We start from the raw sequence: 25,393 nt of genomic DNA on the forward strand, positions 1-25,393 counted from the left end.
CGAGAACATCCTCACGGCTTCTCACAGACCGCTGACGGATGCCGACTGAAGGAGTCATGCGGCTCAGGAGCGGGCGGCCCGCGGACGACGGGTTCACGATCATCGAGGTGATGGTCGCGCTCGCTCTCATCAGCACCGTCATGGCCGCCCTGGGGACGTACTTCGTGTCCTCGGCGCGTACCAGCCGCCTTCAGGCCCAGATCCAGACCGCGACGCGCCTCGCCCAGACCGGCATGGAGGCCGCTCGCGGCTTCGGCGGGCCGACCCTGCTCGCGGGCCGCGCGCAGTGCGGCGCCTGCACCGACGTGAGCGGCTTCGACGTCCTGGGCTACCTGGCCGACACCGTGCGCTGGGACGCGCCCGTCGCGGCCGTGACGCCGACCGTGCCGCTGCCCGGCGCCGCCGAGATCACCTCGGTCAACGGCGTCGCCTACCACCGCTACTACTTCGTTGGACGCTGCTGGCAGGCGGCCGGCGGCGGCACGTGCGGCACGAACAGCGCGTTGCCGGCGGCCATGGTCCGGCTCGTCGTCGGTGTCGCCTGGCGCTCCCCCGACTGTCGCTACGCCGTGTGCATCCGCGCCGCCACCTCGCTCTTCAGCGCGGACCCGGCCGACCCGGTGTTCGCCCAGTGATCCGCAGGGCCGTCTCCCGGGTCACCGACGACCGCGGGTCACTGCCCATGGCGATGCTGCTGATCCTCGTCGGGATGTCGCTCAGCAGCCTGCTCGCCGCGGCCGTGTCGGTACAGATCACCGGCACGCGCGCGACGGTGCACAGCTCCGAGGCCCTGGACGCGGCCCAGTCCGGCATCGACGTCGCCCTCGGGCAGATCCGGCTCGCCGTCACCGACGGCGCCGGCGATCCCGCCAAGCTGCCCTGCGGCCCGTTCAGCGGCGCGGTCAACACCGCCACCGACCAGAGGTACACGGTCAGCATCTACTACCTGCGCACCCAGCCGCCCGCGGGAGACGTCGGCTGGGCTCAGGCCAACAAGATGACGTGCACGTCCGGTTACCTGTCCGGAGCGGAAACCCCCGTCTACGTCCTGCTCTCGTCGACCGGTCGCGCTCTGGACTCCGCAGGACCAACTGCTCCACGTACGGTCACAGCGACGTACACGATGCACAGCGCCACCCGGGAGAACGTCGCCGGCGGACTCGTGCACGTTCTCGGGCAGAACAACCCCGACCTGTGCTTCTCGGCGCCCGCGGCGAAGCCCGTGGCAGGTGCGCCGCTGACCCTTCAGGTGTGCGACAGCAACGACGACCGGCAGAAGTTCGCGTACGTGTCGAACCTGAACCTGGTCCTGGTGGCCTCCCGAGCGGACGGCTCCAAGGGCATGTGCCTGGACGCCGCGCCGATCAACGGCGAGCAGGTCGTCTTCCGCGCCTGCGCCGACCCGACCGCGGAACGGCAGCAGTGGAGCCTGAACGACCGGGCCAACTTCGAGGGCACCGAGAACGGCGTACGCGACCAGCAGTGCTTCCACGTGACCGCACCCGGCATCGCCGGGAGCACTATCGTCCTGCACGCGGCCGCCAGCGACCCGGCCGGCGTCTCGCAGTACGACAAGGCATGCGGCGACGACTACACGGTCACCCGCAGCTTCCAGCCCGACGCGGCCGTGGGCACCGGCGGGGCGGGCGCCAAGAGCAACCAGCTGGTGAACTTCCAGCAGTTCGGCCGCTGCTTCGACGTCTCCGGCAACGACGTCACGGCTTCGTACATGGTCATCTGGCCGTGCAAGCAGAGCCCCAGCGGCATCGTGCAGTGGAACCAGGTGTGGCACCTGCCGGCGATCCCCGACGGGAACAGCAGCGGTACGGGCGTCATCTGGCTGCACAGCGACCAGGACAACCGCACCTACTGCCTCAGCAGCCCCGGGTGGCTCAACCCGCCCGGCTACGACCCGGCGACCGCCGTCTACCCGAAGCTGGTCACCTGCGACCCGGCCGCGCCGGCGACCCCGGCGACCACGTGGACGCGCCGCGGCGGCACCGGCGTGTTCGCGACCGCGTACCGCATCGAGACGACGTACGGCGCCCCGACCGGGACGACCTGGTGCCTCGCGCCCACCGACACGGCGTTCGACTACTGGTACACCGGCAACAAGGACGTCAGCAAGGGCACGCTCGCGGTCTGCGACGGCACCCGGGGCCAGAAGTGGAACGCGGACCCGATGGTGCTCAGCTCCACGGTCAGCGACGTCAGCGAGAAGTGACCGCCAGGGACTTCTCGAAGCACACGCTGTACGGATTCCCGACGTACTCGCCGTACACGGGAATCGGCACGTACCCGGCGGAGCGGTACAGCGCGATGGCCGCGGGCAGGTAGGTGCCGGTCTCGAGCCGCAGCACCGGCCGGTCCGCCGCGAGCGCCTCCTCCTCCAGCGCCACCACCAGCTGCCGGGCGATCCCCCGCCCCCGGTACGCCGGCCGCACGTACATCCGCTTCAGCTCGGCGACACCCGGCTCCAGCGCCTGCCACGCCCCGCAAGCCACGGCCCGCCCGTCCACCACAACGACCAGGTACGCCACGTCCTCGTGGGTGAGGTACACCTGACCGTCCTGCCCGCCGTCGGCCTCGGCCAGCTCACGCTGCTGCGCGATGAGCAACGCGGCCAGCTCGGGATCCGACGCGGAACGGGACTCGATCAACATCGCCCCACCGTAGGTGCCGCCCGTTTCCACCACGTTGCTGTTACATGGCCTCCGCTCCGCTACGGCGTGCATTTCGCCCCCATGGAGCGAAATGCGACTTCCGTAACGGTCGTCGTCACGCCGCCGGCTCGGAGCCGATCACTCGTCGTCGAGGTCCTCGTCGTCGGTGACCAGGACCGGCTTGGCCGACATCGAGACCGTCGACACCGTGCCGTCCTCCGACATGTGCAGCAGTTCGTCGTCCGAGCGGATGCGGCGGGCCTTGCGGGCGGCCAGCCGTTCCGCGGCCGAGGCGCGGCCCGTGGCCTCCTCGAGGCGCGCGTCCGTGCCGCGGGGGCCCGAGACGAACTCGCCGGCGTTGGGCTGCCAGTCGAACTCCTGGTCGGCGATGCGCACCGGGTCGCCGGGCTTGGCGCCCTTCTTGGCCAGCGCCGCCTCGACGCCGACGCGCTCCAGCCGGTCGGCCAGGTAGCCGACGGCCTCGTCGTTGTCGAAGTTGGTCTGGCGGATCCAGCGCTCCACCTGGACGCCGCGGACGACGTACACGCCGTCGGCGTCCTGCTCGACCGTGAAGCCCTTCTCGTCGACCGCGCGCGGGCGGACCACCGTACGCGTGGGCTCGATGACCGGCGTCGCCAGGCGGTGTGCGGCGACGGCCTCGGCCAGCGCGTACGTGAATTCCTTGAGCCCCTCGCGGGTGACCGCGCTGACCTCGAAGACCCGGTAGCCGCGGGCCTCCAGGTCGGGGCGGACCATCTCGGCCAGGTCCCGCCCGTCCGGGATGTCGATCTTGTTGAGCACCACCATCCGCGGCCGCTCCTCGAGCCCCCCGTACGCGGCCAGCTCCGCCTCGATGGCCTCCAGGTCCGCGACCGGGTCCCGCTCGATCTCGGGCGCCGCGGCGTCGAGGACGTGGACCAGCACCGAGGTGCGCTCGATGTGCCGCAGGAACTCCAGGCCCAGCCCCTTGCCGGTGGCCGCGCCCGGGATCAGGCCGGGCACGTCGGCGACCGTGAAGGTCTCCTCACCGGCCTGCACGACGCCGAGGTTCGGCACCAGCGTGGTGAACGGGTAGTCCGCGATCTTCGGCTTCGCTGCGGAGATGACCGAGATCAGCGAGGACTTGCCGGCCGACGGGAAGCCCACGAGCCCCACCTCGGCGACGCTCTTGAGCTCCAGGACCACGTCGAAGCGATCACCGGGCTCGCCCAGCTCGGCGAAGCCGGGCACCTTGCGCCGGGTGTTGGCCAGTGACGCGTTGCCGCGCCCGCCCCGGCCGCCGCGGGCCACCTCGAACTCGGTGCCCTCTCCGACGAGGTCGGCCAGGATCTCGCCGCCGGGGGTCTGCACGACCGTCCCGTTCGGCACCTTCAGGACCAGGTTCGCGCCGTTCGCGCCGTCCCGGTTGGCGCCCATGCCGCCGGTGCCGTTCTGCGCCTTGACGTGCGGGCGGAAGTGGAAGTCCAGCAGGGTGTGCTGCTGCGGGTCGACGACGAGCGTGATGCTGCCGCCGTGACCGCCGTCGCCGCCGTCGGGGCCGCCGAGGGGCTTGAACTTCTCCCGGCGTACGGAGACACACCCGTGGCCGCCGTCACCTGCCTGCAGGTGCAGCACGACCCGGTCGACGAACGTAGCCACTTGGTAACTCCCACCTCAAACGCTGACATCCCCGTGGGAAGAACATCCGCACGACCGGCGGACTTCCCGGAGGAAACAACAGCGGGCCGCGGACCCCGGAAGGTCCACGACCCGCTGCGATGCTGTCGGCCGCCTCGGCGGCCGGGTCCTACTCTGCCGCGGCCGGAGCCGCGACGGGCACGATGCTGATGGTCTTGCGACCACGCTTGTGACCGAAGAGCACGTTGCCCGCGGCGAGCGCGAACAGGGTGTCGTCGCCACCACGGCCGACCAGGTCGCCCGGGTGGAACTTCGTGCCGCGCTGCCGGACGATGATCTCGCCCGCATTCACCAGCTGGCCACCGAACCGCTTGACACCGAGCCGCTGAGCGGCGGAGTCACGGCCGTTCCGCGAGCTGGATGCACCCTTTTTGTGAGCCATGGCGGTTCGCCCCTACTTCCCGCTGGAGATGCCGGTCACCTTGACGCGGGTCAGCGGCTGGCGGTGACCCTGGCGCTTGTGGTAGCCGGTCTTGTTCTTGAACTTGTGGATCCGGATCTTCGGACCCTTGGTGTGCTCGGCGATCTCGCCGGACACCGTCACGTTGGCAAGCTTGGCCGCATCGGTCACCAGGTTGTCACCGTCGACGAGGAGGACCGCGGCGAGCGTCAGCGAGTCGCCGGGCACACCCGCGAGCTTCTCGACCTCGATCACGTCGCCCTCGGCAACCTTGTACTGCTTGCCGCCGGTCTTGACGATCGCGTACATGGGACGCGGACTCCCTGAGACTTACGCAGCGACAGTCGCTGCTTGGCGGATGAAACTCGGTCTCGGCCCCGCAGATCACTGCGTCACGCACGAGAACATGGCGCCATGAAAAAGCGCCGTCAGAAAGAGTACTTCATGTGCCTGCCGCTTCCCAAACCGGGGAGCATCAGGCCGTCCCGCAGGCCTTCGAGAGGGTGTCCTGCAGGCCGTCCAGCTTCTCGGCGTCGAGCTTGCGCACATCACCCTTGAGCGCCGCGACCTGCTTGCTCATGGCGCCGAGGGCCTTCTTCAGCTCCGGCTCCGAGGCCAGCTTCGCCATGTCGCCCAGGGCGAAGGAGTAGTTCTCCACGTCCCGGCTGGTCTTCGCCTTGGCGGCGGCGACCGCGGCCTTGTCCTGCGCCGACTCGGCGTCGATCAGCAGCTTGAGGTCCTGGGCGAAGTTCTTCGCGGCGTCGCCGCCGGTCTTCGCGGCCTGGTCGCAGATCGCCTTCGTGTTCCCCTTGAGCGCCGCGTCCCCGCTGCCGGCCGCCGACGAGCCCTTCGCCGGGGAGCCGCTGCCCTCGGGGACCGGAGCGCCGGCCGAGACGGTCGCCGGCGGCGTCGCCGCGGCGGGGGCGTCGGTGGAGTCGTCGGTCGAGCAGGCGCCGAGCAGAAGAGCGCTGCTCAGGACCGCCGCGCACAGAAGGCGTCGCATGATGCTCCTACAGGGGATGAGCGGGGGATCACGAGACTAGCCGACATAGATCACCGGACATGGAGCGGGCGGCCCCAGCAGCACTTCTCTGCCAGGACCGCCCGGAACATCGCGATTGTCAGGGCCGGGTACGCCGCCGCGCGCCGCCGCGACGGGAGCGCCGCCGCCCGCCGGCCCCGGCGCCCACCGGGCCGTCCTCGTCCTCGTCCTCGTCGTCGGCCGCGTCCGGGTCGTCCGAGCCGGTCAGCTGCAGCGGCTCCTCGGCCTCGTACCGGGACAGGTCATACCCGCTGATGTCGTAGTCGTCGTCATCGTCGTCCGGGGTGAGCTTCGGCGCGGGGTTGATCACGCCGGAGCCGGCCGCGACGATGCCCGAGCCGGCCGGGGGCAGCCCCGCCGTCTCGGCCGCCGGATCCTCGACCGCCGGCGTCTCGGCCGCCGGCTCCTCGGCGACCGGCTCCTCGGCCGCCACGACCTCGGGCTCGGCCGGGGCCTGCTCGCCACCACCACCGCGCCGGCGCCGCGACTTGGCGGGCTGCGCCGGGGCCTCCGTACGCGCGGCCGCCGCCACCGCCTTCACCTGGTTGGCCGCGCCGTTGCCCGCCGACCGCTTCTCCGGCACCGGCTCGGTGTGGATGATCACCCCGCGGCCCTTGCAGTGGTCGCAGGTCTCGCTGAACGCCTCGAGCAGCCCGGCGCCGATGCGCTTGCGGGTCATCTGCACGAGCCCCAGCGACGTGATCTCGGTGACCTGGTGCTTCGTCCGGTCCCGGCCCAGGCACTCGGTGAGCCGCCGCAGCACCAGCTCGCGGTTGCTCTCCAGCACCATGTCGATGAAGTCGATCACCACGATGCCGCCGATGTCGCGCAGCCGCAGCTGCCGGACGATCTCCTCGGCCGCCTCGAGGTTGTTGCGGGTGACCGTCTCCTCGAGGTTGCCGCCGGCGCCGGTGTACTTGCCGGTGTTGACGTCGACGACGGTCATCGCCTCGGTGCGGTCGAAGACCAGATGGCCGCCCGAGGGCAGGAACACCTTGCGGTCCAGGCCCTTGAGGATCTGCTCGTCGATCCGCTTGTCCGCGAACACGTCGCCCCCGCCGGTGTAGCGGTGCATCCGCTCGAGCAGGTCGGGCGAGACGGAGTCGAGGTAGTTCTCCAGCTCGCCGTACGCCTGGTCGCCCTGCACGATCAGCTCGCGGAAGTCCTCGTTGAAGAGGTCGCGGACGACGCGGATGACCAGGTCGGGCTCCTCCGAGAGCGGGCGCGGCGCGCCACCCTCGGCCGCCTTGGCCTGGATCTCCTCCCACTGCGCCTGCAGCCGCTTGACGTCGCGGGCCAGCTCGTCCTCGCTGGCGCCCTCGGCCGCGGTCCGCACGATCACCCCGGCGCCGTCCGGTACGAGCTTCTTCAGCACGTCGCGCAGCCGCTTGCGCTCGTTGTCGGGCAGCTTGCGGCTGATGCCGGAGGCGTTGCCGTTCGGCACGTACACCAGGTGCCGGCCGGAGAGCGCGATGTGGCTGCTCAGCCGGGCACCCTTGTGCCCGATCGGGTCCTTGGTGACCTGGACCAGCACCGAGTCGCCGGAGCGCAGGGCCTGCTCGATCGAGCGCGCCCGCCCCTCGAGCCCGGTGGCGTCCCAGTTGACCTCGCCGGCGTAGAGGACCGCGTTGCGGCCGCGGCCGACGTCGACGAAGGCCGCCTCCATGCTCGGCAGCACGTTCTGGACCTTGCCGAGGTACACGTTGCCGACCATGGTGCCCGAGGTCGACCGGGAGACGTAGTGCTCGACCAGGATGCCGTCCTCGAGCACGGCGATCTGCGTACGGTCGGGCTTCTGCCGGACGACCATGACCCGGTCGACGGCCTCGCGGCGGGCCAGGAACTCCGACTCGCTCAGGATCGGCGGGCGGGTCCGGCGCTGCTCCCGGCCGTCGCGCCGGCGCTGCCGCTTCGCCTCCAGCCGGGTGGAGCCGGAGACGCCCTGGACCTCGTCGCTGCGGCGCGGCTCGCGCACCCGCACGACCGTGTGCACGCCGTCCTCGACCCCGCCGGACTCGGTGTCGCCCGAGCCCTTGCGGCGCCGGCGCCGGCGGCGGCGGGTGACCCCGTCGCCCTCCTCGGCCTCGTCCTCGTCACCCTCGGCCTCGACGGCGTCCTCGGGCTGCTCGGCGGTCCCGTCGCCCTCGTCGGCCTCGTCGGACGGGCCCTTGCCGCGGCCACGGCCCCGGCGTCCCCGCCGGCGGCGGCGCCGGCCGGCGCTGTCCTCGTCCTCGTCGATGTCCTCGTCGGCGCCGTCCTCGACGTCGTCGGCGCTCTCGTCGCTCTCCTCGAGCGCCGGCGCCTCGACGGCCTCGGCCGCGGTGGTCTCCTCGGCCTCGGCCGCGGCGCCGCCCCGGCGGCGGCGCCGGCTCTTACGGGCGCCCTCGGCCGCCTCCTCCGCGACGGCGGGCGCCCCGGACTCGGCGGTCTCGGCGACCGGCTCGGTGGACGCCGCGGCGGCGGCAGCCCCACGGCGGCTGCGCCGGGTCGTGGGAGCGGGCTCGGCCTCCGGGTCCGGCGGCATGAACAGCACGGCGGGCGGCAGGGCGGCCTTACGGCCGCGGCGCGGCTTCGGCTCCTCCTCGACGAAGTCGTCGTCGAGAGGCAGAACCCCGATGACGGGTACGCCGGCAGCAGCGTCCTGCGCGGTCTCGTCCTCGTCCTCCGCGACGGGCTCCTCGACCGCGGGAACGGACACGGCGGGAATCTCGGCGGCGGGAGCCTCGACGACCGGGCTCTCCTCGGCGGGAGCCGCAGCCGCCGGAGCGGCCTTCTTGCGCGCCCGGCTGCGGGTGGCCTTCACCGGTGCGACCGGCTCGGCATCGCTGAGCAGGCTCTCCGCAACGGCAGCGGGGTCCTCCGCCAAGGCCTCGGCAGCCGCGGGGGCCGCCTTCTTGCGCGCCCGGCTGCGGGTGGCCTTCACCGGCGGCGCGACGGGCTCTCCCGCGGTCGCGGCGGCGTCGCTGGCGACGGCTGCCTCGTCGGACGCGCCGGGCTCGGTGCCGGGCGCGTCCACCGGCACGGCCGGCGGCGTGGCCTTGCGGCGCGGGGCGCGGGTGCGGCGCGCGGGTGTTGCGGTCTCGGCGGATTCGGCGGTAGGAGGCGTGACTGCCTCGTCCCCTGCACCGCCCTGTGGCTCGTTATCGAGCATGGGGCGCTCTCCAGTTCTGGCGGCCCCGGGCGCGGGTGAGCGCTGCCACGCAGGGTCGCCGCAAGTTTTTCGGTCCCGGCCGTCGTCGGACGGGCTTCCGAAGTCTGCCAACGCGGGCGCCGGCCGAACCGGTCAACGCCCTCCGATGGGTGCGTCCTCGCGATCCGCGTCCAACGGATCGACGATCTCCCCCTGCGGGGTGAGCGAGCCCTGGGCCAGCCGGGTCACCCGTGGGGGCACCGGCGGCTCCAGGCCGGCCACCACGTGCAGGCCGGACAAGACGTCATCGGGCCGTACGGCGGGCGTGACCTGCCGCACGACAAGGTCGATTATCGCACACCGTGCCGCCACGGCCCCGGAAGGTGCGCCAGACTGCTCGGTGACAGCGAAGAACGCAACTGCATTTCGGGCGTCGAACGCGCGCCGGCCCTGCTTCGTCATGCGCTCGACCAGCACTTCCTCGGCCGCGAGGAACGCCTCGACGGCCTTGGCCGCCACCGCGGGCTCCACCTCGGGAAGCTCGATCAACCACCGGGACGCGTCGATCCGGTCGGCCAGGCTGCCCTCGCGCGCCACCACGGCGTCGAGCACGTCCAGGCCCGGCGAGAGCGCCGCGTCCAGCGCCACGCGCAGCTGCTGCGGGTCCACCTCGGCCTGCAGCCCGATCTCCAGGTACTCCGCCTCGCTGCCCACACCGGTCGGCGCGGCGCTCGCGTACGAGATCTTGGGGTGCGGGGTGAAGCCCTGGGAGAACGCGATCGGGACCGCGGCACGCCGCAGGGCCCGCTCGAAGGCTCGCGCGAAGTCGCGGTGCGAGGTGAAGCGCAGCGGGCCGCGCTTGGCGTAGCGGATACGGATCCGCTGGACGACGGGCGCCTGACCGCCGACGGGCTGGTTCTTCGGCATGGCTAAACAGGCACTCGCAGACTGTTGACGGGGGTCAGGGGCAAAAGCTTCTTGCCGGTGGGGCCGATCTGGATCTCGGTGTCCATCGCCGGGCACACGCCGCAGTCGAAGCACGGGGTCCAGCGGCAGTCGTCCTGCTCGTACTCGCCGAGGGCGTCCTGCCAGTCCTGCCAGAGCCAGTCCTTGTCCAGGCCCGAGTCCAGGTGGTCCCACGGCAGCACCTCGAGCTGGTCGCGCTCGCGCGTGGTGTACCAGTCCAGGTCGACCCCGAAGTCCGGGAGGACCTCGGCGCAGGCCTCGACCCAGCGGGCGTACGAGAAGTGCTCGGACCAGCCGTCGAAGCGGCCGCCCTTGTCCCAGACCCGCCGGATGACCTTGCCGACCCGGCGGTCGCCGCGCGAGAGCAGGCCCTCGATCAGCGACGGCTCGCCGTCGTGGTAGCGGTAACCGATCGCCCGGCCCAGCGACCGGTCGCTGTTGATCTCCTGCTTGAGCAGCCGGAGCCGGTTGTCGATGACCTCGGGACGCTCCATGGCGGCCCACTGGAACGGGGTGTGCGGCTTCGGCACGAACCCGCCGATCGAGACCGTGCAGCGGATGTCCTTGGTGCCCGCCGCGGCCCGGCCGGCCCGGATCACCTCGTGCGCCATGTGCGCGATCTCGAGCACGTCCTCGTCGGTCTCGGTGGGCAGGCCGCACATGAAGTACAGCTTCACCTGCCGCCACCCGTTCGAGTACGCGGTGACGACCGTCCGGATCAGGTCCTCCTTGGTCACCATCTTGTTGATGACCTTGCGGATCCGCTCCGAGCCGCCCTCGGGCGCGAACGTCAGGCCGGTCCGCCGTCCGTTGCGCGACAACTCCTGCGCCAGGTCGATGTTGAAGGCGTCCACCCGGGTCGACGGCAGCGACAGCGAGACGTTGGTGTCGGCGTACTGCTGGGCCAGACCCGAGCACATGTCGCCGATCTCGGAGTGGTCGGCGCTGGAGAGCGAGAGCAGGCCCACCTCGGAGAAGCCGGAGAACTCCAGGCCCTCCTTGACCATCTGCCCGACCGTGGTGATCGACCGCTCCCGCACCGGGCGGGTGATCATGCCGGCCTGACAGAACCGGCAGCCCCGGGTGCACCCGCGGAAGATCTCCACCGCGTACCGCTCGTGGACCGTCTCGGCGAGCGGGACCAGCGGCTTCTTCGGGTACGGCCAGGCGTCCAGGTCCATGGTCGTGCGCTTGGCCACCCGGAACGGCACGTCCGGGCGGTTCGGCACGACGCGCTGGATCCGGCCGTCCGGCAGGTAGTCGACGTCGTAGAAGCGCGGCACGTAGATGCTCTCCGTGCGCGCCAAGCGCAGCAGCAGCTCGTCACGCCCGCCCGGGCAGCCCTCGGCCTTCCACTCCCGGATGATGCCGGTGATCTCCAGCACCGCCTCCTCGCCGTCGCCGAGCACGGCGGCGTCGATGAAGTCGGCGATCGGCTCCGGGTTGAAGGAGGCGTGCCCGCCGGCGAGCACGATCGGGTCGTCGTCGCCCCGGTCCGCGGCGTCCAGCGGGATGCCGGCCAGGTCCAGGGCGGAGAGCATGTTGGTGTAGCCGAGCTCGGTCGCGAACGAGACGCCGAGCACGTCGAACGCCTTCACCGGGCGGTGCGCGTCGACCGTGAACTGCGGGACGCCGCGCTCCTTCATCAGCGCTTCGAGGTCCGGCCAGACCGCGTACGTCCGCTCGGCCAGCACGTCGGGCTGCTCGTTGAGCACCTCGTACAGGATCTGGACGCCCTGGTTGGGCAGGCCCACCTCGTACGCGTCCGGGTACATCAGTGCCCAGCGCACGGTGGTCGCGTCCCAGTCCTTGACGACGGCGCCCAGCTCGCCCCCCACGTACTGGATGGGCTTGCTGACCCTGGGCAGCAACTGCTCGAGCTGAGGGAACACGGAAGCGACGCTCATGGGACTCCAGGGTACGCGGGTTACCGGTTCATCTCCTCCGCGGCCTGGGTGAGGCTCGTGGCCATGAGATCGTCGCGGAACGCGCACAGCTGCAGCGTCATCCGGGCCGGCCCGGACTCCCCCACCACGAGCCGGATCGGCGTGCCGTTGCGATCCAGGTCACCCACGAGCGAGTCGAGCAGCCGCACCCCGGCGCTGTCGAGGAACGACACGGCGGTCAGGTCGATGAGCACCGCGCCGGCCCGGCCGGTGTGCCGCACGATCTCGCGCCCGATCGCGGGGGCGTTCGCGAGGTCGATCTCGCCGGCGAGACGGACCACGTCGGCCGCGCCGGCCTTCGCGAAGGTCACCCACTGATCGGTCATCGAGCCTCCCGGCGGGCACGCCGCATGGTCACCGTCGTGCCGTCGGTACGGTCGAACGTCACGTCGTCCATCACCTGGTGGATCAGCTGCAGGCCGCGGCCGCGGGACAGGTCCACGCCCGCCGCCTGCCAGTCGCCGCGATCGGTGACCCGGACCTCGACGGCGTCCTCGGAGATCGTAGCCGTGACGTCGACGATGCCGAACGGGTCGTTCCGGTAGCCGTGCTCGATCGCGTTGGCCACCGCCTCGGAGCCGGCCAGCAGCACCGCCTGAGTGCTCTCCTCGTCGACTCCGTGCGAGATCAGCCAGCCGCGCAGGTCCTTGCGCAGCAGCGCGATCTGCACCGGGTCGGCGCCGATCGCGCGTTCCAGCCGGTCCTCGGTGCCGATCGCCACGCAGAGCAGGCAGACGTCGTCGCCGTGCTCGCGGCCGACCATGGTCTGTGCGAGCCCCGCGGTGAGGCCGGGCAGCGGGGCGTCGCGCCGGCCCGCGTACGCCCGCGCCAGCATCTCGAAGCCGGCGTCGATGCGCCGGTTCCGCCGCTCGATGAGCCCGTCGGTGTAGAGCAGCAGCCGGCTGCCGGCCGCCAGCCGGGTCCGGTGCTCCAGGCGCGTACGCCGCCCCGCGTGCGAGCCGAGCGCGCCGGAACGGCCGTCGAGCAGGTACCGCGGGGAACCGCCCGGCTCGGCGAGCAGCGGCGGCAGGTGCCCCGCGCAGGCGTACGTCATCTCGCGCTCGGCCAGGTCGATCTCGGCGTACGCGACCGTGGCCATGCGCGCCGACTCCACCCGTTCGACGAACCGGTCCAGGCGTTCCAGCAACCGCGCCGGCCCGGCCTCCGCCGACGCGAGGGCCCGGATCGCGCTGCGCAGCTGGCCCATGGTGGTGGCCGCGTCGATGCCGCGCCCGACCACGTCGCCGACCACCACGGCCAGCTTGTCCGGCGTGATGAGGAACGCGTCGAACCAGTCGCCGCCGACCTCGAGGTCGTGGGCGGCCGCCTGGTAGTGGGTCTCCACGGCGAACCGCGGGTCGCTGGGCAGGTCGCCGGTGAGCAGGCTGCGCTGCAGGGTCCGGGCGATGGCCCGCTCCTGCTCGTACAGCCGGGCGTTCTCCAGCGCGAGCGCGGCCCGGTCGGCCAGGTCGGTGAGGAAGGCGATCTCCTCGGCCGTACGCCGGCCCGTCGCCGCCCGCAGTGCCAGCGTGCCCAGCACCTTGCCGCCCACGCTCAGCGGCAGCACCGCGCAGTCGAGACCGCTGCCGGGCTCGGCGAACTCGGCCTTGTTGTTGGCCACGACGAGCGTGATGCGTTCCGCCAGCCGGCCAGGGTGGGGCTCGGGCCCGCCGGCGTCGGCGACCAGCCCGGCCGGGCCGACCTGCAGGCGTACGGAGGCCCACTCGGCGAACTCGGGCACCAGCCGCTCCACCAGGCGCCGGGCCCGGGGCATGAGCCGCGGCAGCTCCTCCAGACCGCCGGTGGTCTCGGCGAGGAACGTGGCGCGGGCCTCCCGCCGGCGGGCGGCGTCGTACAGGCGGGCCCGGTCCAGCGCCTGCCCGGCCTGGTGACCGAGGAGCCGGACGACGCGCAGCTCGGTGTCGGTGAGCTCACGTTCCTCGGTGAAGCCGAAACAGAGCACCCCGAGCACCTCCGCGCCGACCGCCTCGCCTGCGAAGCCGGCCGTGAGCGGGAGCATCACCGCGGTCCGGTAACCGGCCCGGCGCATCGCCGCGGCGAGCGCCGGGAAGTGCTTCTCCGCCTCGGCGAGCGAGCCGACGACGTGCAGGTCGCCGCGGCGGGCGACCTCGGCGACCGGGTGTGGCGACGAGCGCGGGACATCGGGGTACTCGAGGGCGTCGGGCCGGGTGCCGGCCAGCGCGATCAGCTGGTCCCGGTCCGCGTCGACGAGCCACACGCTGCTGCCGGCGGAGCCGAAGGCCGCGGCGGGCGCGCCGACCACCGCCTCGGCGACCTCGGCGGCCGTGGGTGCGGCGGCGAGGTCGGCGACGACCTGCTGCAGCGCGCGTACGCGTTTCTCGGAGGCCTCGGCCGCCCGGCGCGCGGCGAGCAGCTCCTTCTCGTACCCCCGGCGGTCGGTGGCTTTGAAGATCATCGTGCGCACCACCCGGGGCAGGCCGTCGGGGTCGCGTCCCAGGGCCGAGTTGACCAGGATCGGCAGCTGCCGGCCGTCCGCGCAGACCAGCTCCAGCGCCATCTCATGGACGCCGTCCTGCATGCTCAGCAGCGGGGCGTAGTGCGTCTCGTAGTAGATCCGGTCGCCGGGGCCGAGCAGGTCGCGGAACCGCCGCCGGCCGATCAGCTCGGCGCGGTCGTAACCGGACCAGGCCAGGAACGTCCCGTTGACCTGGACGATCGTGCCGTCCGGCAGGGTCGTCAGGTACCCGCACGGCGCGTTCTCGTAGAGGTCCCCGGGTTCCTCCTCCCAGGGCACACGCAGGTCCTGCGTCACGTCCGGCCCACCACCGCCGTTCTCCGCCATGACTCTCTAGAGGTACGCCTTGATGGCGGCCACGGTCTCGGCCGGAGCGCTGAGGTTCGGGCAGTGCCCCGTCGCATTCATGGCCACCAGTGTGCTCCCCTTCAGGTGCGCGTGCACGTAGTCGCCGACCACGGCGGGAGCGATGACGTCGTCGGCGCACTGCAGGATCAACGCCGGCGTACGCAGTTTCGCGAGGTCCTCGCGGTTGTCGGACAGGAACGTCACCCGGGCGAACTTTCTGGCGATCTCCGGGTCGGTGGCGCAGAAGCTGTTGGTCAGCTCCCGGCCGAGCTCCGGCCGGTCGGGGTTGCCCATGATGACCGGGGCCATCGCGCTCGACCAGCCCAGATAGTTGCTGTCCAGGGACTCCAGCATCGACTCGATGTCGCTGGCACGGAAGCCGCCGACGTAGTCCTCCGTGTCGATGTAGCGCGGCGAGGGGCCGACCAGGACGAGCTTGGCGAACCGTTCGGGCTCGCGGATCGCGGCGAGCACACCGATCATGGCGCTGACCGAGTGCCCGACGAAGACGACGTCGTGCAGGTCGAGGTCATGAACGATCTCGAGCACGTCCGACGCGTACCCGTCGAGGCTGGAGTAGCGCTCGTCGGCGTACGCCGCCAGGTCCGACCGCCCGGCGCCGACGTGGTCGAACAGCACCACCCGGTGGGTGTCGGTGAACTCCGGCGCCACGAACCGCCACATGTTCTGGTCGCAGCCGTAGCCGTGGGCGAACAGCATCGGCTGCCCGTCCGGCTTGCCGCTGATGTTGATGGCGTGTCGCTGAAGGGTCTTCATGTCCGAATCACCACCGGGTCACCATACGACTCCGCACGGTCGGCCACATCACCCCCCGTGTCCGTTCTCCGGAAGGATCATCGCGCGGGCAAGGTGGCGGCGAAGTGGCGGCACGTTTCTAACCTGGCACTACGGGGCCCTGAGCAGACGTGGGAGGAGATCGACGGATGACCGACCAGCAGCCGGGCGAACCGGCCGCGGGCGAATCCGACCACCACCCGGACGCCGCGGCCCCGGGCGCCACGCCGGACCCGACCCGCATCGACGCACCCACCGCGACCGAACCGCCCACGGCCGTCGAGCCGGGCACGGCCGTCGAGCCGGGCACGGCCGTCGAGCCGGGCACGGCCGTCGAGCCGGGCACGGCCGTCGAGCCGGTCGCGGCAACCGAGGACATCCCCGAACGGTGGAGCGGCTCCGCGGCCGTCCCGCCGCCCACTCCGAAGAAGTCCCGGTGGGGCCGCCGCAGGCCGCAGGAGGACATGCCGGCGGTGGACCCGTGGGCGGACAGCGAGGACTGGTCGACGACCCCGGCGGTCGACCCGTGGGCCGACCACGACACCCCGATCGACGTCATGGAGCCGTTCCCCGAAGCCATGCCCCCGACCCGGGTGGAGGCTCCCCTCCCCCCGACGCGGGTCGAAAGCCCCCTCCCCCCGACGCGGGTCGAAAGCCCACTGCCGCCGACGCGGGTCGAAAGCCCTCCGGCGAATGCGGAACCGCCCGCAGCCCCGGCCCAGCCTCAGGCTCAAGCTCAGGCCGCCACCCCGCCCGGGGAGCGCCCCCGCCGCGGCTGGCGCCGCAAGCGCCGGGAACAGCCCGCCCCGGTCAACCGCCTACCGGTCCAGCCGCGCCAGGAAGCACCCCAGCTCCGCCCCGCGCCGCCGCCTGGCCCCGCCCTGCCGGCCGCGTACGCCCAGCGAGCCCGCCCCCTCCCGCCCCCGCCACCCGCGAAGGGCCGGAAGAAGCGCAGGCCGGCGGCACCACCGCCACCGCCGTGGCGTCCGCCGCACGCCGCCGGGCCGCAGCGCCCGCTGCCGCCGCCACCGCGCCGCAAACGCCGCTGGGGCCGCCGCCTGTTCATGTTCACCCTGCTCAGCGCGCTGTGCTGCTGCGGCGTACCCGGGTATTTCCTCTGGCCGGCGGCCCAGCAGTACCCGGTCTCGGCGGTCCTGCCGGCCACGGTCGCCGACTTCGACCTGCGCGACGACGGCGCGAGCAAGCGGGCCGTGGAACGTCTCGCGGACCGGGTCGGAGGTCTGAGCCTGGTCTCGGGTGACGTGTTCGCCGGCATGTACGCCGACGGCGACGGCAAACGCGTCACGATCTTCGGCAGCACCGGCCTGCGCCTCACCCCGGAGGCGGATGTGGAGGCCGAGCTGAACCACCTCACCGACGAGTACCAGATCAAGGACGTCGAGGCGTACGACCTGGGCGTGACCGGCGCGCACGAGCGTTGCGGCGTCGGCCGCAGCGGCGGTGACACCGTGGTGGTCTGCGCATGGGCGGACCACGGCAGCCTCGCCACCGTGCTGCTGACCCGCCGGTCGGCGGCGGAGAGCGCACGGCTCACCGCGGTCTTCCGCGACGCCGTGCTCAACCCCCGGATCGGCAGGAATGCGCAGCTCAGCTGGGGGTAGAACGACACCATGACGAGGCGCTGGCTCTTCGCCGACCAGCTCGGCCCGCACTTCCTCGACCGACCCCGGCAGCCCGTGCTGCTGATCGAGTCGAAGGCGGTGTTCCGTCGGCGCCGCTTCCACCGGCAGAAGGCGCACCTGATCCTCTCCGCGCTGCGGCACCGGGCCGCCGAGCTGGGCGACCAGGCGCAGTACGTTCGCGCGGACACCTACGGCGAGGTCGTCCGCGCGCGCCCCGACCAGCTGAGCGTCTGCCACCCCACGTCACGGGCCGCCCGCGGGCTCGTGCAGCGGCTGGACGTCGAGCTGGTGCCGCCGCGCGGTTTCGCCACGGCACCGGCTGACTTCATGGCCTGGGCACAGGGCCGCAAGCATCTCCGCATGGAGGACTTCTACCGCGACGCCCGGCGCCGGCACTCGGTGCTGATGGACGGCGACGAGCCGGCGGGCGGCAAGTGGAATCTCGACGCCGACAACCGGGAGCCGCTGCCCCGGGGCGCGCAGAAGCTCGACGTGCCGCCGGCGCCCCCGATCCGCGAGGACGACATCGATGCCGAGGTCCGCGCCGATCTCGACCGGTGGCAGCGCGACGACGGCATCGAGTTCATCGGCCGCGACGGCCCGCGCGTGTTCCCCGCCACCCGGCGTGAGGCGCTGGCCCGGCTCCGTCACTTCGTCACCCATCGGCTCACGGCGTTCGGGCCGTACGAGGACGCGATGCTGGCCGGCGACCCGTGGATGGCGCACAGCATGCTCAGCGCGCCGCTGAACCTGGGGCTGCTGGATCCGCTGGAGATCGTCGAGAAGGCCGAGGCGGCGTACCGGTCGGGGGCCGCGCCGCTGAGCAGCGTCGAGGGCTTCGTCCGGCAGATCATCGGCTGGCGGGACTTCATCTGGCACCTGTACTGGTACTTCGAGCCCACCTACCGCGGCTCCAACGAACTGCACGCCGACGATCGCATCCCGGACTGGTTCGCGAACCTCGACGCGGACGCCGTCGAGGCGCGCTGCCTCTCCGACGTGCTGGCGGGCGTACGTGACCGCGGCTGGGTGCATCACATCCCGCGACTGATGGTGCTGGGCAACTACGCGTTGCAGCGCGGCTGGAAACCCGGGGCCATGTCCGACTGGTTCCACCGCGCGTTCGTCGACGGGTACGAGTGGGTCATGACCGCCAACGTGGTCGGCATGAGCCAGTACGCGGACGCCGGCCGGATGAGCACCAAGCCGTACGCGGCCGGCGGCGCGTACATCAACCGGATGAGCGACTACTGCGGCGGCTGCCGCTACGACCCGAAGGTGCGCGTGGGCGACGACGCATGCCCGTACACCGCGGGTTACTGGGCCTTCCTGCAGCGCAACGAGGGCAGGCTGCGCGCCAACCACCGGATGCGCCGGCCGATGCAGGGCCTGGACCGGCTCGGCGACCTCGAAGCGCTCGTCGAGCAGGAACGGGCCCGCGGCGGCAGCGCTCCTTAAGCCCCTTCGGGCGCGGCGCGCGGCGGGGCGTAGCGCGGCACGTACTCCTGGCCCGTGAGCTTCTGGATCTCCGCCATGACCTCGTCGGTCAGCGCGCGCAGCGCGGTCCGGTCGTCGGCGCGACCGGTGACCTCGATCGGCTTGCCATACTTCACGATGACCTTGCCCTTGCCCGGCTTCGGGTACGGCTGCCCGATCGGCTGGACCTTCTCGGTGCCCACCATGCCGACCGGGATGATCGGCACACCGGCCGCCACCGCCAGCCGTGCGACCCCCGTACGCCCGCGGTAGAGCCGGCCGTCCGGCGAGCGCGTCCCCTCGGGGTAGACGGCGACCAGGTCGCCGGCCTTGAGCACCGGGATCGCGCCGTCGAAGGCGGTGAGCGCCGCCCGGCCGCCGGCCCGTTCGACCTTGATGGCGCCGAGACCCTCCAGCACCCACTTGGTCACGTTCGCGCGGAAGTTCCCGCCGCGGAAATACTCCGCCTTGGCCCAGAACGCGATGTGCCGCGGGACCGTGGAGCCGAGGAACAGCTCGTCGGCGACGGAGAGGTGGTTTCCGGCGAGGATCGCGCCGCCGGTCGCCGGGATGTTCTCGAGGCCTTCGACGTGCGGACGCCAGCCGATCTTCATCGCGTTACCGACTGTGAGTTTGCCGATCGAGTAGAGCAGCGGCAACGTGTTCCTCCGGCGGGGACTGCAGGGCGAAGTGGGGGTGGCGGAGAGACATTATCCGACGCCGTGGCCGTTAATCCCGTTGATCTTGGATGCCGGGCTCGGCATTTACCGCGCAACACGGCAAATGCCGAACCCGGCGAGGCGTGTCTCACACGGCGCGGGTCACGGAGACGGTGACCGTCTCCCCCTCGCCGGCCTCCCCGGCGAAGCCCTCGCTCACGTCACCGAAGGTGAGCGACGTCGCCAGGGTCTCGGCGGCCACGAAATCGCGGTGCGTCTCGACGGCCGCCCGGACCGCCGCGGACGCGGCCACGATGAGCGCGATCCGGTCCGAGACGTCGAGGCCGGCGTCGCGGCGGGCCTGCTGCACGACCCGGATGACGTCGCGGGCCAGACCCTCGGCCGCCAGCTCCGGCGTGACCTCGGTGTCGAGGACCACCACACCGCGGCCCGCGGGCAGCGGGGCCGAGTTCTCCACGTCGGCGGCGACGAGCTTGAGCTCGTACTCGCCCTCCGCCAAGGTGACGCCGGCCGCGACGGGCGCGCCGTCCACCAGCTCCCAGTCGCCGGCCTTGACGGCCTTGATGACCTGCTGGACCTGCTTGCCCAGGCGCGGGCCGAGGGCCCGCGGCACCACGGTCAGAACCTGCCGGGAGTACGCGCCCAGATCGCCGCTGAGCTCGACGTCCTTGACGTTGACCTCGTCGGCCAGCAGGTCCTTGAACGCCTCGAGGGTCGCGGCGTCCGGCGTGGCCACGGTCAGCTTCGCCAGCGGCAGGCGTACGCGCAGCGCCTTGGCCTTGCGCATCGACAGCGCGGCCGAGGCCACGTCGCGGATGGCGTCCATCGAGGCCACCAGCTCGTGGTCGGCGGGGAAGGCGGACGCCTCCGGCCAGTCGGTGAGGTGCACCGAGCGGCCCCCGGTCAGGCCCCGCCAGACCTCCTCGGCGGTCAGCGGCGCGAGCGGCGCCACCACGCGGCACAACGCCTCGAGCACGGTGGCCAGGGTGTCGAACGCGTCCGCGTCGCCGTCCCAGAACCGGTCGCGCGAGCGGCGCACGTACCAGTTGGTCAGCGCGTCCAGGTAAGCCCGCACCGACCCCGCGGCGCTGGAGATGTCGTAGTCGTCCATCTTCGCCTGGACGTCCGCGACCAGCTCGTTCGTCTTCGCCAGGATGTAGCGGTCCAGCAGGTGCGTGGAGTCGGTACGCAGCGTCGCCGTGTGCCCCGAGGCGTTCGCGTACAGGCTGAAGAAGTACCAGACGTTCCACAGCGGGAGCAGCACCTGGCGCACGGAGTCCCGGATCGCCGTCTCCGTCACGGGCATGTCCCCGCCCCGCAGCACCGGCGACGACATGAGCATCCAGCGCATCGCGTCGGAGCCGTACGTGTCGAAGACCCGGTACACGTCGGGGTAGTTGCGCAGGCTCTTGGACATCTTGCGCCCGTCCTCGCCCAGCAGGATGCCGTGGCTGAGGCAGTTACGGAACGCCGGCCGGTCGAACAGCGCGGTGGCCAGCACGTGCATGGTGTAGAACCAGCCACGGGTCTGGCCGATGTACTCGACGATGAAATCGCCCGGGTAGTGGTGCTCGAACCAGTCCTTGTTCTCGAACGGGTAGTGCACCTGCGCGAACGGCATCGACCCCGACTCGAACCAGCAGTCGAGTACCTCCGGCACCCGGCGCATGGTCGACCTGCCCGTCGGGTCGTCCGGGTTGGGCCGGGTCAGCTCGTCGACGTAAGGCCGGTGCAGGTCGGTGACCTTCACGCCGAAGTCGCGTTCCATCTCCTCGAACGAGCCGTACACGTCGACCCGCGGGTAGTTCGGGTCGTCGGACTTCCACACCGGGATCGGCGAGCCCCAGAACCGGTTCCGGGAGATCGACCAGTCCCGGGCGTTGGCCAGCCACTTGCCGAACGAGCCGTCCTTGATGTGCGCCGGTGTCCAGGTGATCTCCTGGTTGAGCTCGACCATGCGATCCCGGAACGTCGTGACGGCCACGAACCACGACGACACAGCCTTGTAGACCAGCGGCGTGTCACAGCGCCAGCAGTGCGGGTACGAGTGCGTGTACCCCTCGTGCCGCAGCACCAGCCCGCGGCCCTTGAGGTCGGCGGTGATCGGCTTGTTCGCCTCGAAGACCTGCACGCCCTGCCACGGTCCGACCAGCGCGGTGAACCGGGTGTGCTCGTCCACGGTCACGATGGTCGGGATGCCGGCCGCGTTGCAGACGTTCTGGTCGTCCTCACCGAACGCGGGCGCCTGGTGGACGACCCCGGTGCCGTCCTCGTCGCTCACGTAGTCGGCGGCCAGCACCTGGAACGCGTTCGGCCCGGCCTGCTCGACCAGGAAGTCGAACATCGGCGTGTACCGGCGGCCCGCCAGCTCCCGGCCGAGCACCGTGCCGACCTGCTCGTACCCGTCGAGTTCCTTGGCGTACGCGGCCACCCGGCCGGCGCCCAGGATCAGCTTCCGGCCATCCTTCTCCAGCACGGCGTACTCGATGTCGGGACCGACCGCCAGCGCGAGGTTCGACGGCAGCGTCCACGGCGTGGTGGTCCACACCGCGATGTCCTCGCCGCTGTCCAGCCGGAACGTGACGGTCAGCGCGGGGTCCGTACGGTCGCGGTAGACGTCGTCCATCCGCGTCTCGGTGTTCGACAGCGGCGTCTCGCACCGGAAGCAGTACGCGAGAACCCGGAACCCCTCGTACACCAGCCCCTTGTCGTGCAGCGTCTTGAACGCCCACATGACCGACTCCATGTAGCTGGGGTCGAGGGTCTTGTAGTCGTTGCTGAAGTCGACCCAGCGCGCCTGCCGGGTGACGTAGCGCTCCCAGTCCTTGGTGTAGGCGAGCACGGACGTCCGGCAGGCCTCGTTGAACTTGTCGACGCCCAGCTCGAGGATCTGCGCCTTCGTGCTGATCCCCAGCTGCTTCTCGGCCTCCACCTCGGCGGGCAGCCCGTGGGTGTCCCAGCCGAAGCGGCGCTCGACGTGCTTGCCGCGCATGGTCTGGTAGCGCGGGACCACGTCCTTGACGTACCCGGTGAACAGGTGGCCGTAGTGCGGCAGGCCGTTCGCGAACGGCGGGCCGTCGTAGAAGACGTACTCGTTGCTGCCGTCCTGCCCGGCCGGGCGCTCGTCGACGGAGGCCTCGAAGGTCTTGTCGGCCGCCCAGTGCTCGAGCACGGCCCGCTCGACCGCGGGCAGATCCGGGCTCGCGGGCACGCCGGAGGCGTCGGTGTGCTGGGGATACGCCATCGGTGGTTCGCTCTCCTCGCAGGTCACGTGGACTGCGAGGACGAGCCGGGGCCCGCGGTACCACCTCGCTTGACGGCCCCGCAGGGCCGCCCGCTCATTCGCCGGCTGGGATGCGGGCCGGTGCCGCCCGGTTCTACTGAGATCCGAAGATCCGTTCTTCCGGAGGCTCCCCGGTGATGGCCGGATCGACGCCTGCAGAAGACAACGATACCGGCCCGCATTTGTTCCTCAGCGCCGACGGGGCGCCTTCAGCGTCGTGGACCAGAGCGACACGCCCTCACGATCGCGCAGGTCGACCCGGAGGTCGCCGGTGCGGCCGTCGATCCGGACCTCGCCGAAGTGCTGGTAACCCTCGGCCGGCGACGCGTTCGCCACCGGCGGGGTGTGGATGAACGCGGTGTCCGGCCCGAACGTCGCGTCGAGCTTGTTCGGCCCGAAAGCCCCCGCGTGCGCCGGTCCGGAGACGAACTCCCAGAACGGTGTGAAGTCCTGGATCGCCGCCCGCGCCGGGTCGTAGTGGTGCGCGGCCGTGTAGTGCACGTCCGCGGTGAGGAAGACGATCCCGGTCACCCCGGCGCGGTGCGCCGACTGCAGGACCTGCGCGAACTCCAGCTCCCGGCCCTTCGGCGCGCCCGGGTCGCCCTGCGCGACACCCTCCTGCGCAGCCGGCCCGTCCGGCACCACGATGCCGAGCGGCAGGTCGTTCGCGATGACCTTCCAGGTCGCCCGCGACTCCTTCAGGCCGCGGATCAACCATTCCCGCTGCTCGCTGCCGAGCAGCCCGCGCTGCGGGTCGGCATAGACATTGCCGTCGTTCGGGTCCTTGAAGGTGCGCATGTCCAGCACGAAGACATCCAGAAGCGGACCGTACGGGATGACGCGATGAACCGGTCCCGACTGCGACGGAATGGGCACCCACTCGTGGTATGCCTGATGCGCGCGAGCCGCCAGGACGTCGACCCGCTTCTCGGTGTACCGAGCGTCGTCGAGGATCTCCCCCGGATACCAGTTGTTGAGCACCTCGTGGTCGTCCCACTGGTTCACCTGCGGCACCTGCGCCGCGAACGCCTTGTACGCGTCGTCCAGCAGGTTGTACGCGTACTGCCCCCGGTACTCGGCGAGCGTCTCGGCGACCTTGGACTTCTCCTCGGTCATCAGGTTGCGCCAGATCCGCCCGTCCGGCAGCGTCACCTGCGCGGTCAGCGGACCGTCCGCGTACACGGTGTCGCCGCTGTGCAGCAGGAAGTCGGGGCGCCGGGCCCGCATCGACTCGAAGATCTTCAGGCCCCCGTACGCCGGGTCGATCCCCCAGCCCTGCCCGACCACGTCGCCAGTCCAGACGAACGAGATGTCCTGCCGCCGGACAGGCGCGGTGCCGAGCTGCCCGTCGACCGGCTCGCTGAACAGGCCGGGACGGTCGAGGCTCTCCACCCGTACGCGATAGAACAACCGCTCCCCCGGCGGCAGGCCGCGCAGACGCACTTTGCCGGTGAAATCGGTGTCCGGGGTGAGCACCGGGCCGCGGACGCGGCACGCGCCCCGCAGATCGGGGCGGCGGCTCGCCTCCACCCACATCCGGCCCGGCCGGTCCGCGCGGGTCCACACGACCGCGGACGAAGCGGTGGCGTCGCCGCTCTGCACGCCGTGGGTGATGACGGGACGGCTGGCGCTCCACCCGCTCCAGCTCCCGCCGGCGAGCGCGGGCGCGGCGGGCAGGGCGCTCAGCACACCACCGGCGAGGCCGGCGCGCAGCAGGCTGCGTCGATCGATCGAGGTCATGAGGTAGGTCTACCGGCCGGACCTGAATCCACGGTGAATGTCACATCTCGGCGGCCTGACTCGTCCCCGTACCGACATCGCATCCCACGAGGAGGAACACATGCCCCGCTTGACCATCGACCAGGTCGCTCCGGGCGCCTACCGCGCGGTCTACGGCATGGAGAAGTACTGCCAGGAGAACGTCGAGCCGACCCTCTACAAGCTGATCAAGCTGCGCGCGTCCATCGTCAACGGCTGCTCGTTCTGCACCGACATGCACAGCCGTGAGGCCCTGGAGAAGGGCGAGTCCAGCCGCCGCCTCTTCGCGGTGGCCGCCTGGCACGACGTGCCCTTCTTCACCGAGAAGGAACGCGCCGCGCTGGCGCTGACGGACGCGGTGACCCGCCTCGGCGAGCACGGCGTCCCCGACGAGGTCTGGGAACCGGCCGCCAAGGCGTTCACCCAGGAGGAACTGGGCAACATCCTCATGGCCATCGCCACGATCAACGTCTGGAACCGGCTCTCCATCGCCGTCCAGAACGAGCCGCCGGCCCTGGAAGAGGCTGCCTAGAGCTTCGGGCCGCTTCTCCCGGCGCGTCTCAGAGCTTCGGGAACCAGAGCGCGAGCTCACGGGCCGCGCTCTCGGGGGAGTCCGAGGCGTGCACCAGGTTCTCCCGGTTGGACAGCGACAGGTCGCCGCGGATCGTCCCCGCGGCGGCCTTGCGCCCGTCGGTGGCGCCGACCAGGGTCCGCACGACCGAGATCACCTCGTCGCCGGAGAGCACCGCTGCGACCAGCGGCCCACCGGTCATGAACTCCTTGAGCGGCGGGTAGAACGCCTTGTCGACGTGCTCGGCGTAGTGCTGGTCGGCCAGCTCCGCGTCCATGGTCCGCAGCTCGAGCGCCTCGACGACCAGGCCCTTGCGCTCGAACCGGCCGAGGATCTCCCCGAGCAGGCCGCGCCGCAGCGCGTCGGGCTTGACGAGCACGAGCGTCCGCTCGGCGATGCTGGTGGACACGGAAAAAGCCTCCTGAGATCGCACGCCACAAGCCGACACGCCGGGTACGCGGCCGGGAGGTCAGCCTATCGGTACGGTTTTCGGCGCGGGTGCCAACCGCCGGGTAGCG

At 71.6% G+C, this 25,393-nt stretch carries 20 protein-coding genes; 5 read left to right on the plus strand and 15 right to left on the minus strand.

Annotation, left to right across the window (positions count from 1 at the left end):
* Positions 1-56 precede the first annotated feature (56 nt).
* Positions 57-635 (plus strand): prepilin-type N-terminal cleavage/methylation domain-containing protein, encoded by a 579-nt coding sequence (locus AB0K03_RS27720; protein WP_364690261.1) that lies wholly within the window; start codon positions 57-59, stop codon positions 633-635.
* Positions 632-2,224: an RICIN domain-containing protein gene (locus tag AB0K03_RS27725; protein ID WP_364690264.1), complete on the plus strand. Its 1,593-nt coding sequence runs from the start codon at positions 632-634 to the stop codon at positions 2,222-2,224. The genes AB0K03_RS27720 and AB0K03_RS27725 overlap by 4 nt, the downstream gene beginning before the upstream one ends.
* On the opposite strand, the gene AB0K03_RS27730 is transcribed toward AB0K03_RS27725, so the two are convergent.
* The 11 genes from AB0K03_RS27730 to AB0K03_RS27780 all read right to left on the minus strand — a co-directional run bounded on the left by AB0K03_RS27730 (position 2,211) and on the right by AB0K03_RS27780 (position 15,446).
* The gene (locus AB0K03_RS27730) at positions 2,211-2,663 is read right to left on the minus strand and encodes a GNAT family N-acetyltransferase (RefSeq protein WP_364690267.1); all 453 of its coding nucleotides are present in this window, start codon (positions 2,661-2,663) and stop codon (positions 2,211-2,213) included. The genes AB0K03_RS27725 and AB0K03_RS27730 overlap by 14 nt on opposite strands.
* 138 nt (positions 2,664-2,801) lie before the next feature.
* Positions 2,802-4,301 carry a GTPase ObgE gene (obgE, locus tag AB0K03_RS27735; RefSeq protein ID WP_364690270.1) on the minus strand — a complete coding sequence of 500 codons (1,500 nt, stop codon included), beginning with the start codon at positions 4,299-4,301 and terminating at the stop codon, positions 2,802-2,804.
* Between the two features lie 148 nt (positions 4,302-4,449).
* The gene (gene rpmA, locus AB0K03_RS27740; protein WP_364690273.1) at positions 4,450-4,722 is read right to left on the minus strand and encodes a 50S ribosomal protein L27; all 273 of its coding nucleotides are present in this window, start codon (positions 4,720-4,722) and stop codon (positions 4,450-4,452) included.
* Between the two features lie 12 nt (positions 4,723-4,734).
* Positions 4,735-5,049, minus strand: coding sequence for a 50S ribosomal protein L21 (rplU, locus tag AB0K03_RS27745; protein WP_015619590.1), 315 nt, complete (start codon positions 5,047-5,049; stop codon positions 4,735-4,737).
* A gap of 166 nt (positions 5,050-5,215) precedes the next feature.
* Positions 5,216-5,743 carry a hypothetical protein gene (locus AB0K03_RS27750; protein WP_364690276.1) on the minus strand — a complete coding sequence of 176 codons (528 nt, stop codon included), beginning with the start codon at positions 5,741-5,743 and terminating at the stop codon, positions 5,216-5,218.
* A gap of 118 nt (positions 5,744-5,861) precedes the next feature.
* Positions 5,862-8,933, minus strand: a complete 3,072-nt coding sequence (locus AB0K03_RS27755; RefSeq protein WP_364690278.1) for an Rne/Rng family ribonuclease — start codon at positions 8,931-8,933, stop codon at positions 5,862-5,864.
* Between the two features lie 132 nt (positions 8,934-9,065).
* Entirely contained in the window at positions 9,066-9,839 is a 774-nt protein-coding gene (locus tag AB0K03_RS27760) for a TIGR03936 family radical SAM-associated protein (protein ID WP_364690281.1), read from the minus strand.
* A 2-nt stretch (positions 9,840-9,841) separates the two neighbouring features.
* Positions 9,842-11,785 (minus strand): TIGR03960 family B12-binding radical SAM protein, encoded by a 1,944-nt coding sequence (locus AB0K03_RS27765; protein WP_364690284.1) that lies wholly within the window; start codon positions 11,783-11,785, stop codon positions 9,842-9,844.
* A 20-nt stretch (positions 11,786-11,805) separates the two neighbouring features.
* A complete protein-coding gene (locus AB0K03_RS27770) occupies positions 11,806-12,150 on the minus strand; it encodes an STAS domain-containing protein (protein WP_364690287.1) in 345 nt (114 codons plus the stop codon).
* On the minus strand, positions 12,147-14,618 hold the full coding sequence (locus AB0K03_RS27775) for a SpoIIE family protein phosphatase (protein ID WP_364690290.1): 2,472 nt from the start codon (positions 14,616-14,618) through the stop codon (positions 12,147-12,149). Before AB0K03_RS27775 ends, AB0K03_RS27770 begins: the two co-directional genes overlap by 4 nt.
* Before the next feature lie 36 nt (positions 14,619-14,654).
* Entirely contained in the window at positions 14,655-15,446 is a 792-nt protein-coding gene (locus AB0K03_RS27780) for an alpha/beta hydrolase (RefSeq protein WP_364690293.1), read from the minus strand.
* Between the two features lie 167 nt (positions 15,447-15,613).
* Here AB0K03_RS27780 and AB0K03_RS27785 point away from each other — a divergent pair, with 167 nt between their 5' ends.
* Both AB0K03_RS27785 and AB0K03_RS27790 read left to right on the plus strand, forming a co-directional pair.
* Positions 15,614-17,086 (plus strand): hypothetical protein, encoded by a 1,473-nt coding sequence (locus tag AB0K03_RS27785; RefSeq protein WP_364690296.1) that lies wholly within the window; start codon positions 15,614-15,616, stop codon positions 17,084-17,086.
* A 9-nt stretch (positions 17,087-17,095) separates the two neighbouring features.
* Positions 17,096-18,565, plus strand: a complete 1,470-nt coding sequence (locus tag AB0K03_RS27790) for a cryptochrome/photolyase family protein (protein ID WP_364690299.1) — start codon at positions 17,096-17,098, stop codon at positions 18,563-18,565.
* Here AB0K03_RS27790 and AB0K03_RS27795 read toward each other — a convergent pair.
* From AB0K03_RS27795 to AB0K03_RS27805, 3 genes are all read right to left on the minus strand, one after another.
* Entirely contained in the window at positions 18,562-19,242 is a 681-nt protein-coding gene (locus AB0K03_RS27795) for a lysophospholipid acyltransferase family protein (RefSeq protein ID WP_364690302.1), read from the minus strand. The genes AB0K03_RS27790 and AB0K03_RS27795 overlap by 4 nt on opposite strands.
* 148 nt (positions 19,243-19,390) lie before the next feature.
* Entirely contained in the window at positions 19,391-22,507 is a 3,117-nt protein-coding gene (ileS, locus tag AB0K03_RS27800; RefSeq protein ID WP_364690305.1) for an isoleucine--tRNA ligase, read from the minus strand.
* Between the two features lie 228 nt (positions 22,508-22,735).
* Positions 22,736-24,286 carry an alkaline phosphatase D family protein gene (locus AB0K03_RS27805; RefSeq protein WP_364690308.1) on the minus strand — a complete coding sequence of 517 codons (1,551 nt, stop codon included), beginning with the start codon at positions 24,284-24,286 and terminating at the stop codon, positions 22,736-22,738.
* A gap of 100 nt (positions 24,287-24,386) precedes the next feature.
* Here AB0K03_RS27805 and AB0K03_RS27810 point away from each other — a divergent pair, with 100 nt between their 5' ends.
* The gene (locus AB0K03_RS27810; RefSeq protein WP_364690311.1) at positions 24,387-24,836 is read left to right on the plus strand and encodes a carboxymuconolactone decarboxylase family protein; all 450 of its coding nucleotides are present in this window, start codon (positions 24,387-24,389) and stop codon (positions 24,834-24,836) included.
* A 28-nt stretch (positions 24,837-24,864) separates the two neighbouring features.
* On the opposite strand, the gene ndk is transcribed toward AB0K03_RS27810, so the two are convergent.
* Positions 24,865-25,284: a nucleoside-diphosphate kinase gene (gene ndk, locus AB0K03_RS27815; RefSeq protein ID WP_364690313.1), complete on the minus strand. Its 420-nt coding sequence runs from the start codon at positions 25,282-25,284 to the stop codon at positions 24,865-24,867.
* Between the last annotated feature and the right edge of the window lie 109 nt (positions 25,285-25,393).

It is taken from the genome of Actinoplanes sp. NPDC049316 (assembly GCF_040677315.1).
Lineage (GTDB): Bacteria > Actinomycetota > Actinomycetes > Mycobacteriales > Micromonosporaceae > Actinoplanes.

Excerpts from the sequence above, each read along its gene's own strand:
- AB0K03_RS27770 (WP_364690287.1), bottom strand. The coding sequence starts at position 12,150 with ATGACCGATCAGTGGGTGACCTTCGCGAAGGCCGGCGCGGCCGACGTG.
- rplU (WP_015619590.1), bottom strand. The coding sequence starts at position 5,049 with ATGTACGCGATCGTCAAGACCGGCGGCAAGCAGTACAAGGTTGCCGAG.
- AB0K03_RS27790 (WP_364690299.1), top strand. The coding sequence starts at position 17,096 with ATGACGAGGCGCTGGCTCTTCGCCGACCAGCTCGGCCCGCACTTCCTC.
- AB0K03_RS27810 (WP_364690311.1), top strand. The coding sequence starts at position 24,387 with ATGCCCCGCTTGACCATCGACCAGGTCGCTCCGGGCGCCTACCGCGCG.
- rpmA (WP_364690273.1), bottom strand. The coding sequence starts at position 4,722 with ATGGCTCACAAAAAGGGTGCATCCAGCTCGCGGAACGGCCGTGACTCC.
- AB0K03_RS27780 (WP_364690293.1), bottom strand. The coding sequence starts at position 15,446 with ATGAAGACCCTTCAGCGACACGCCATCAACATCAGCGGCAAGCCGGAC.
- AB0K03_RS27755 (WP_364690278.1), bottom strand. The coding sequence starts at position 8,933 with ATGCTCGATAACGAGCCACAGGGCGGTGCAGGGGACGAGGCAGTCACG.
- AB0K03_RS27765 (WP_364690284.1), bottom strand. The coding sequence starts at position 11,785 with ATGAGCGTCGCTTCCGTGTTCCCTCAGCTCGAGCAGTTGCTGCCCAGG.
- AB0K03_RS27720 (WP_364690261.1), top strand. The coding sequence starts at position 57 with ATGCGGCTCAGGAGCGGGCGGCCCGCGGACGACGGGTTCACGATCATC.
- ileS (WP_364690305.1), bottom strand. The coding sequence starts at position 22,507 with ATGGCGTATCCCCAGCACACCGACGCCTCCGGCGTGCCCGCGAGCCCG.
- AB0K03_RS27805 (WP_364690308.1), bottom strand. The coding sequence starts at position 24,286 with ATGACCTCGATCGATCGACGCAGCCTGCTGCGCGCCGGCCTCGCCGGT.
- AB0K03_RS27785 (WP_364690296.1), top strand. The coding sequence starts at position 15,614 with ATGACCGACCAGCAGCCGGGCGAACCGGCCGCGGGCGAATCCGACCAC.
- AB0K03_RS27750 (WP_364690276.1), bottom strand. The coding sequence starts at position 5,743 with ATGCGACGCCTTCTGTGCGCGGCGGTCCTGAGCAGCGCTCTTCTGCTC.
- AB0K03_RS27730 (WP_364690267.1), bottom strand. The coding sequence starts at position 2,663 with ATGTTGATCGAGTCCCGTTCCGCGTCGGATCCCGAGCTGGCCGCGTTG.
- AB0K03_RS27760 (WP_364690281.1), bottom strand. The coding sequence starts at position 9,839 with ATGCCGAAGAACCAGCCCGTCGGCGGTCAGGCGCCCGTCGTCCAGCGG.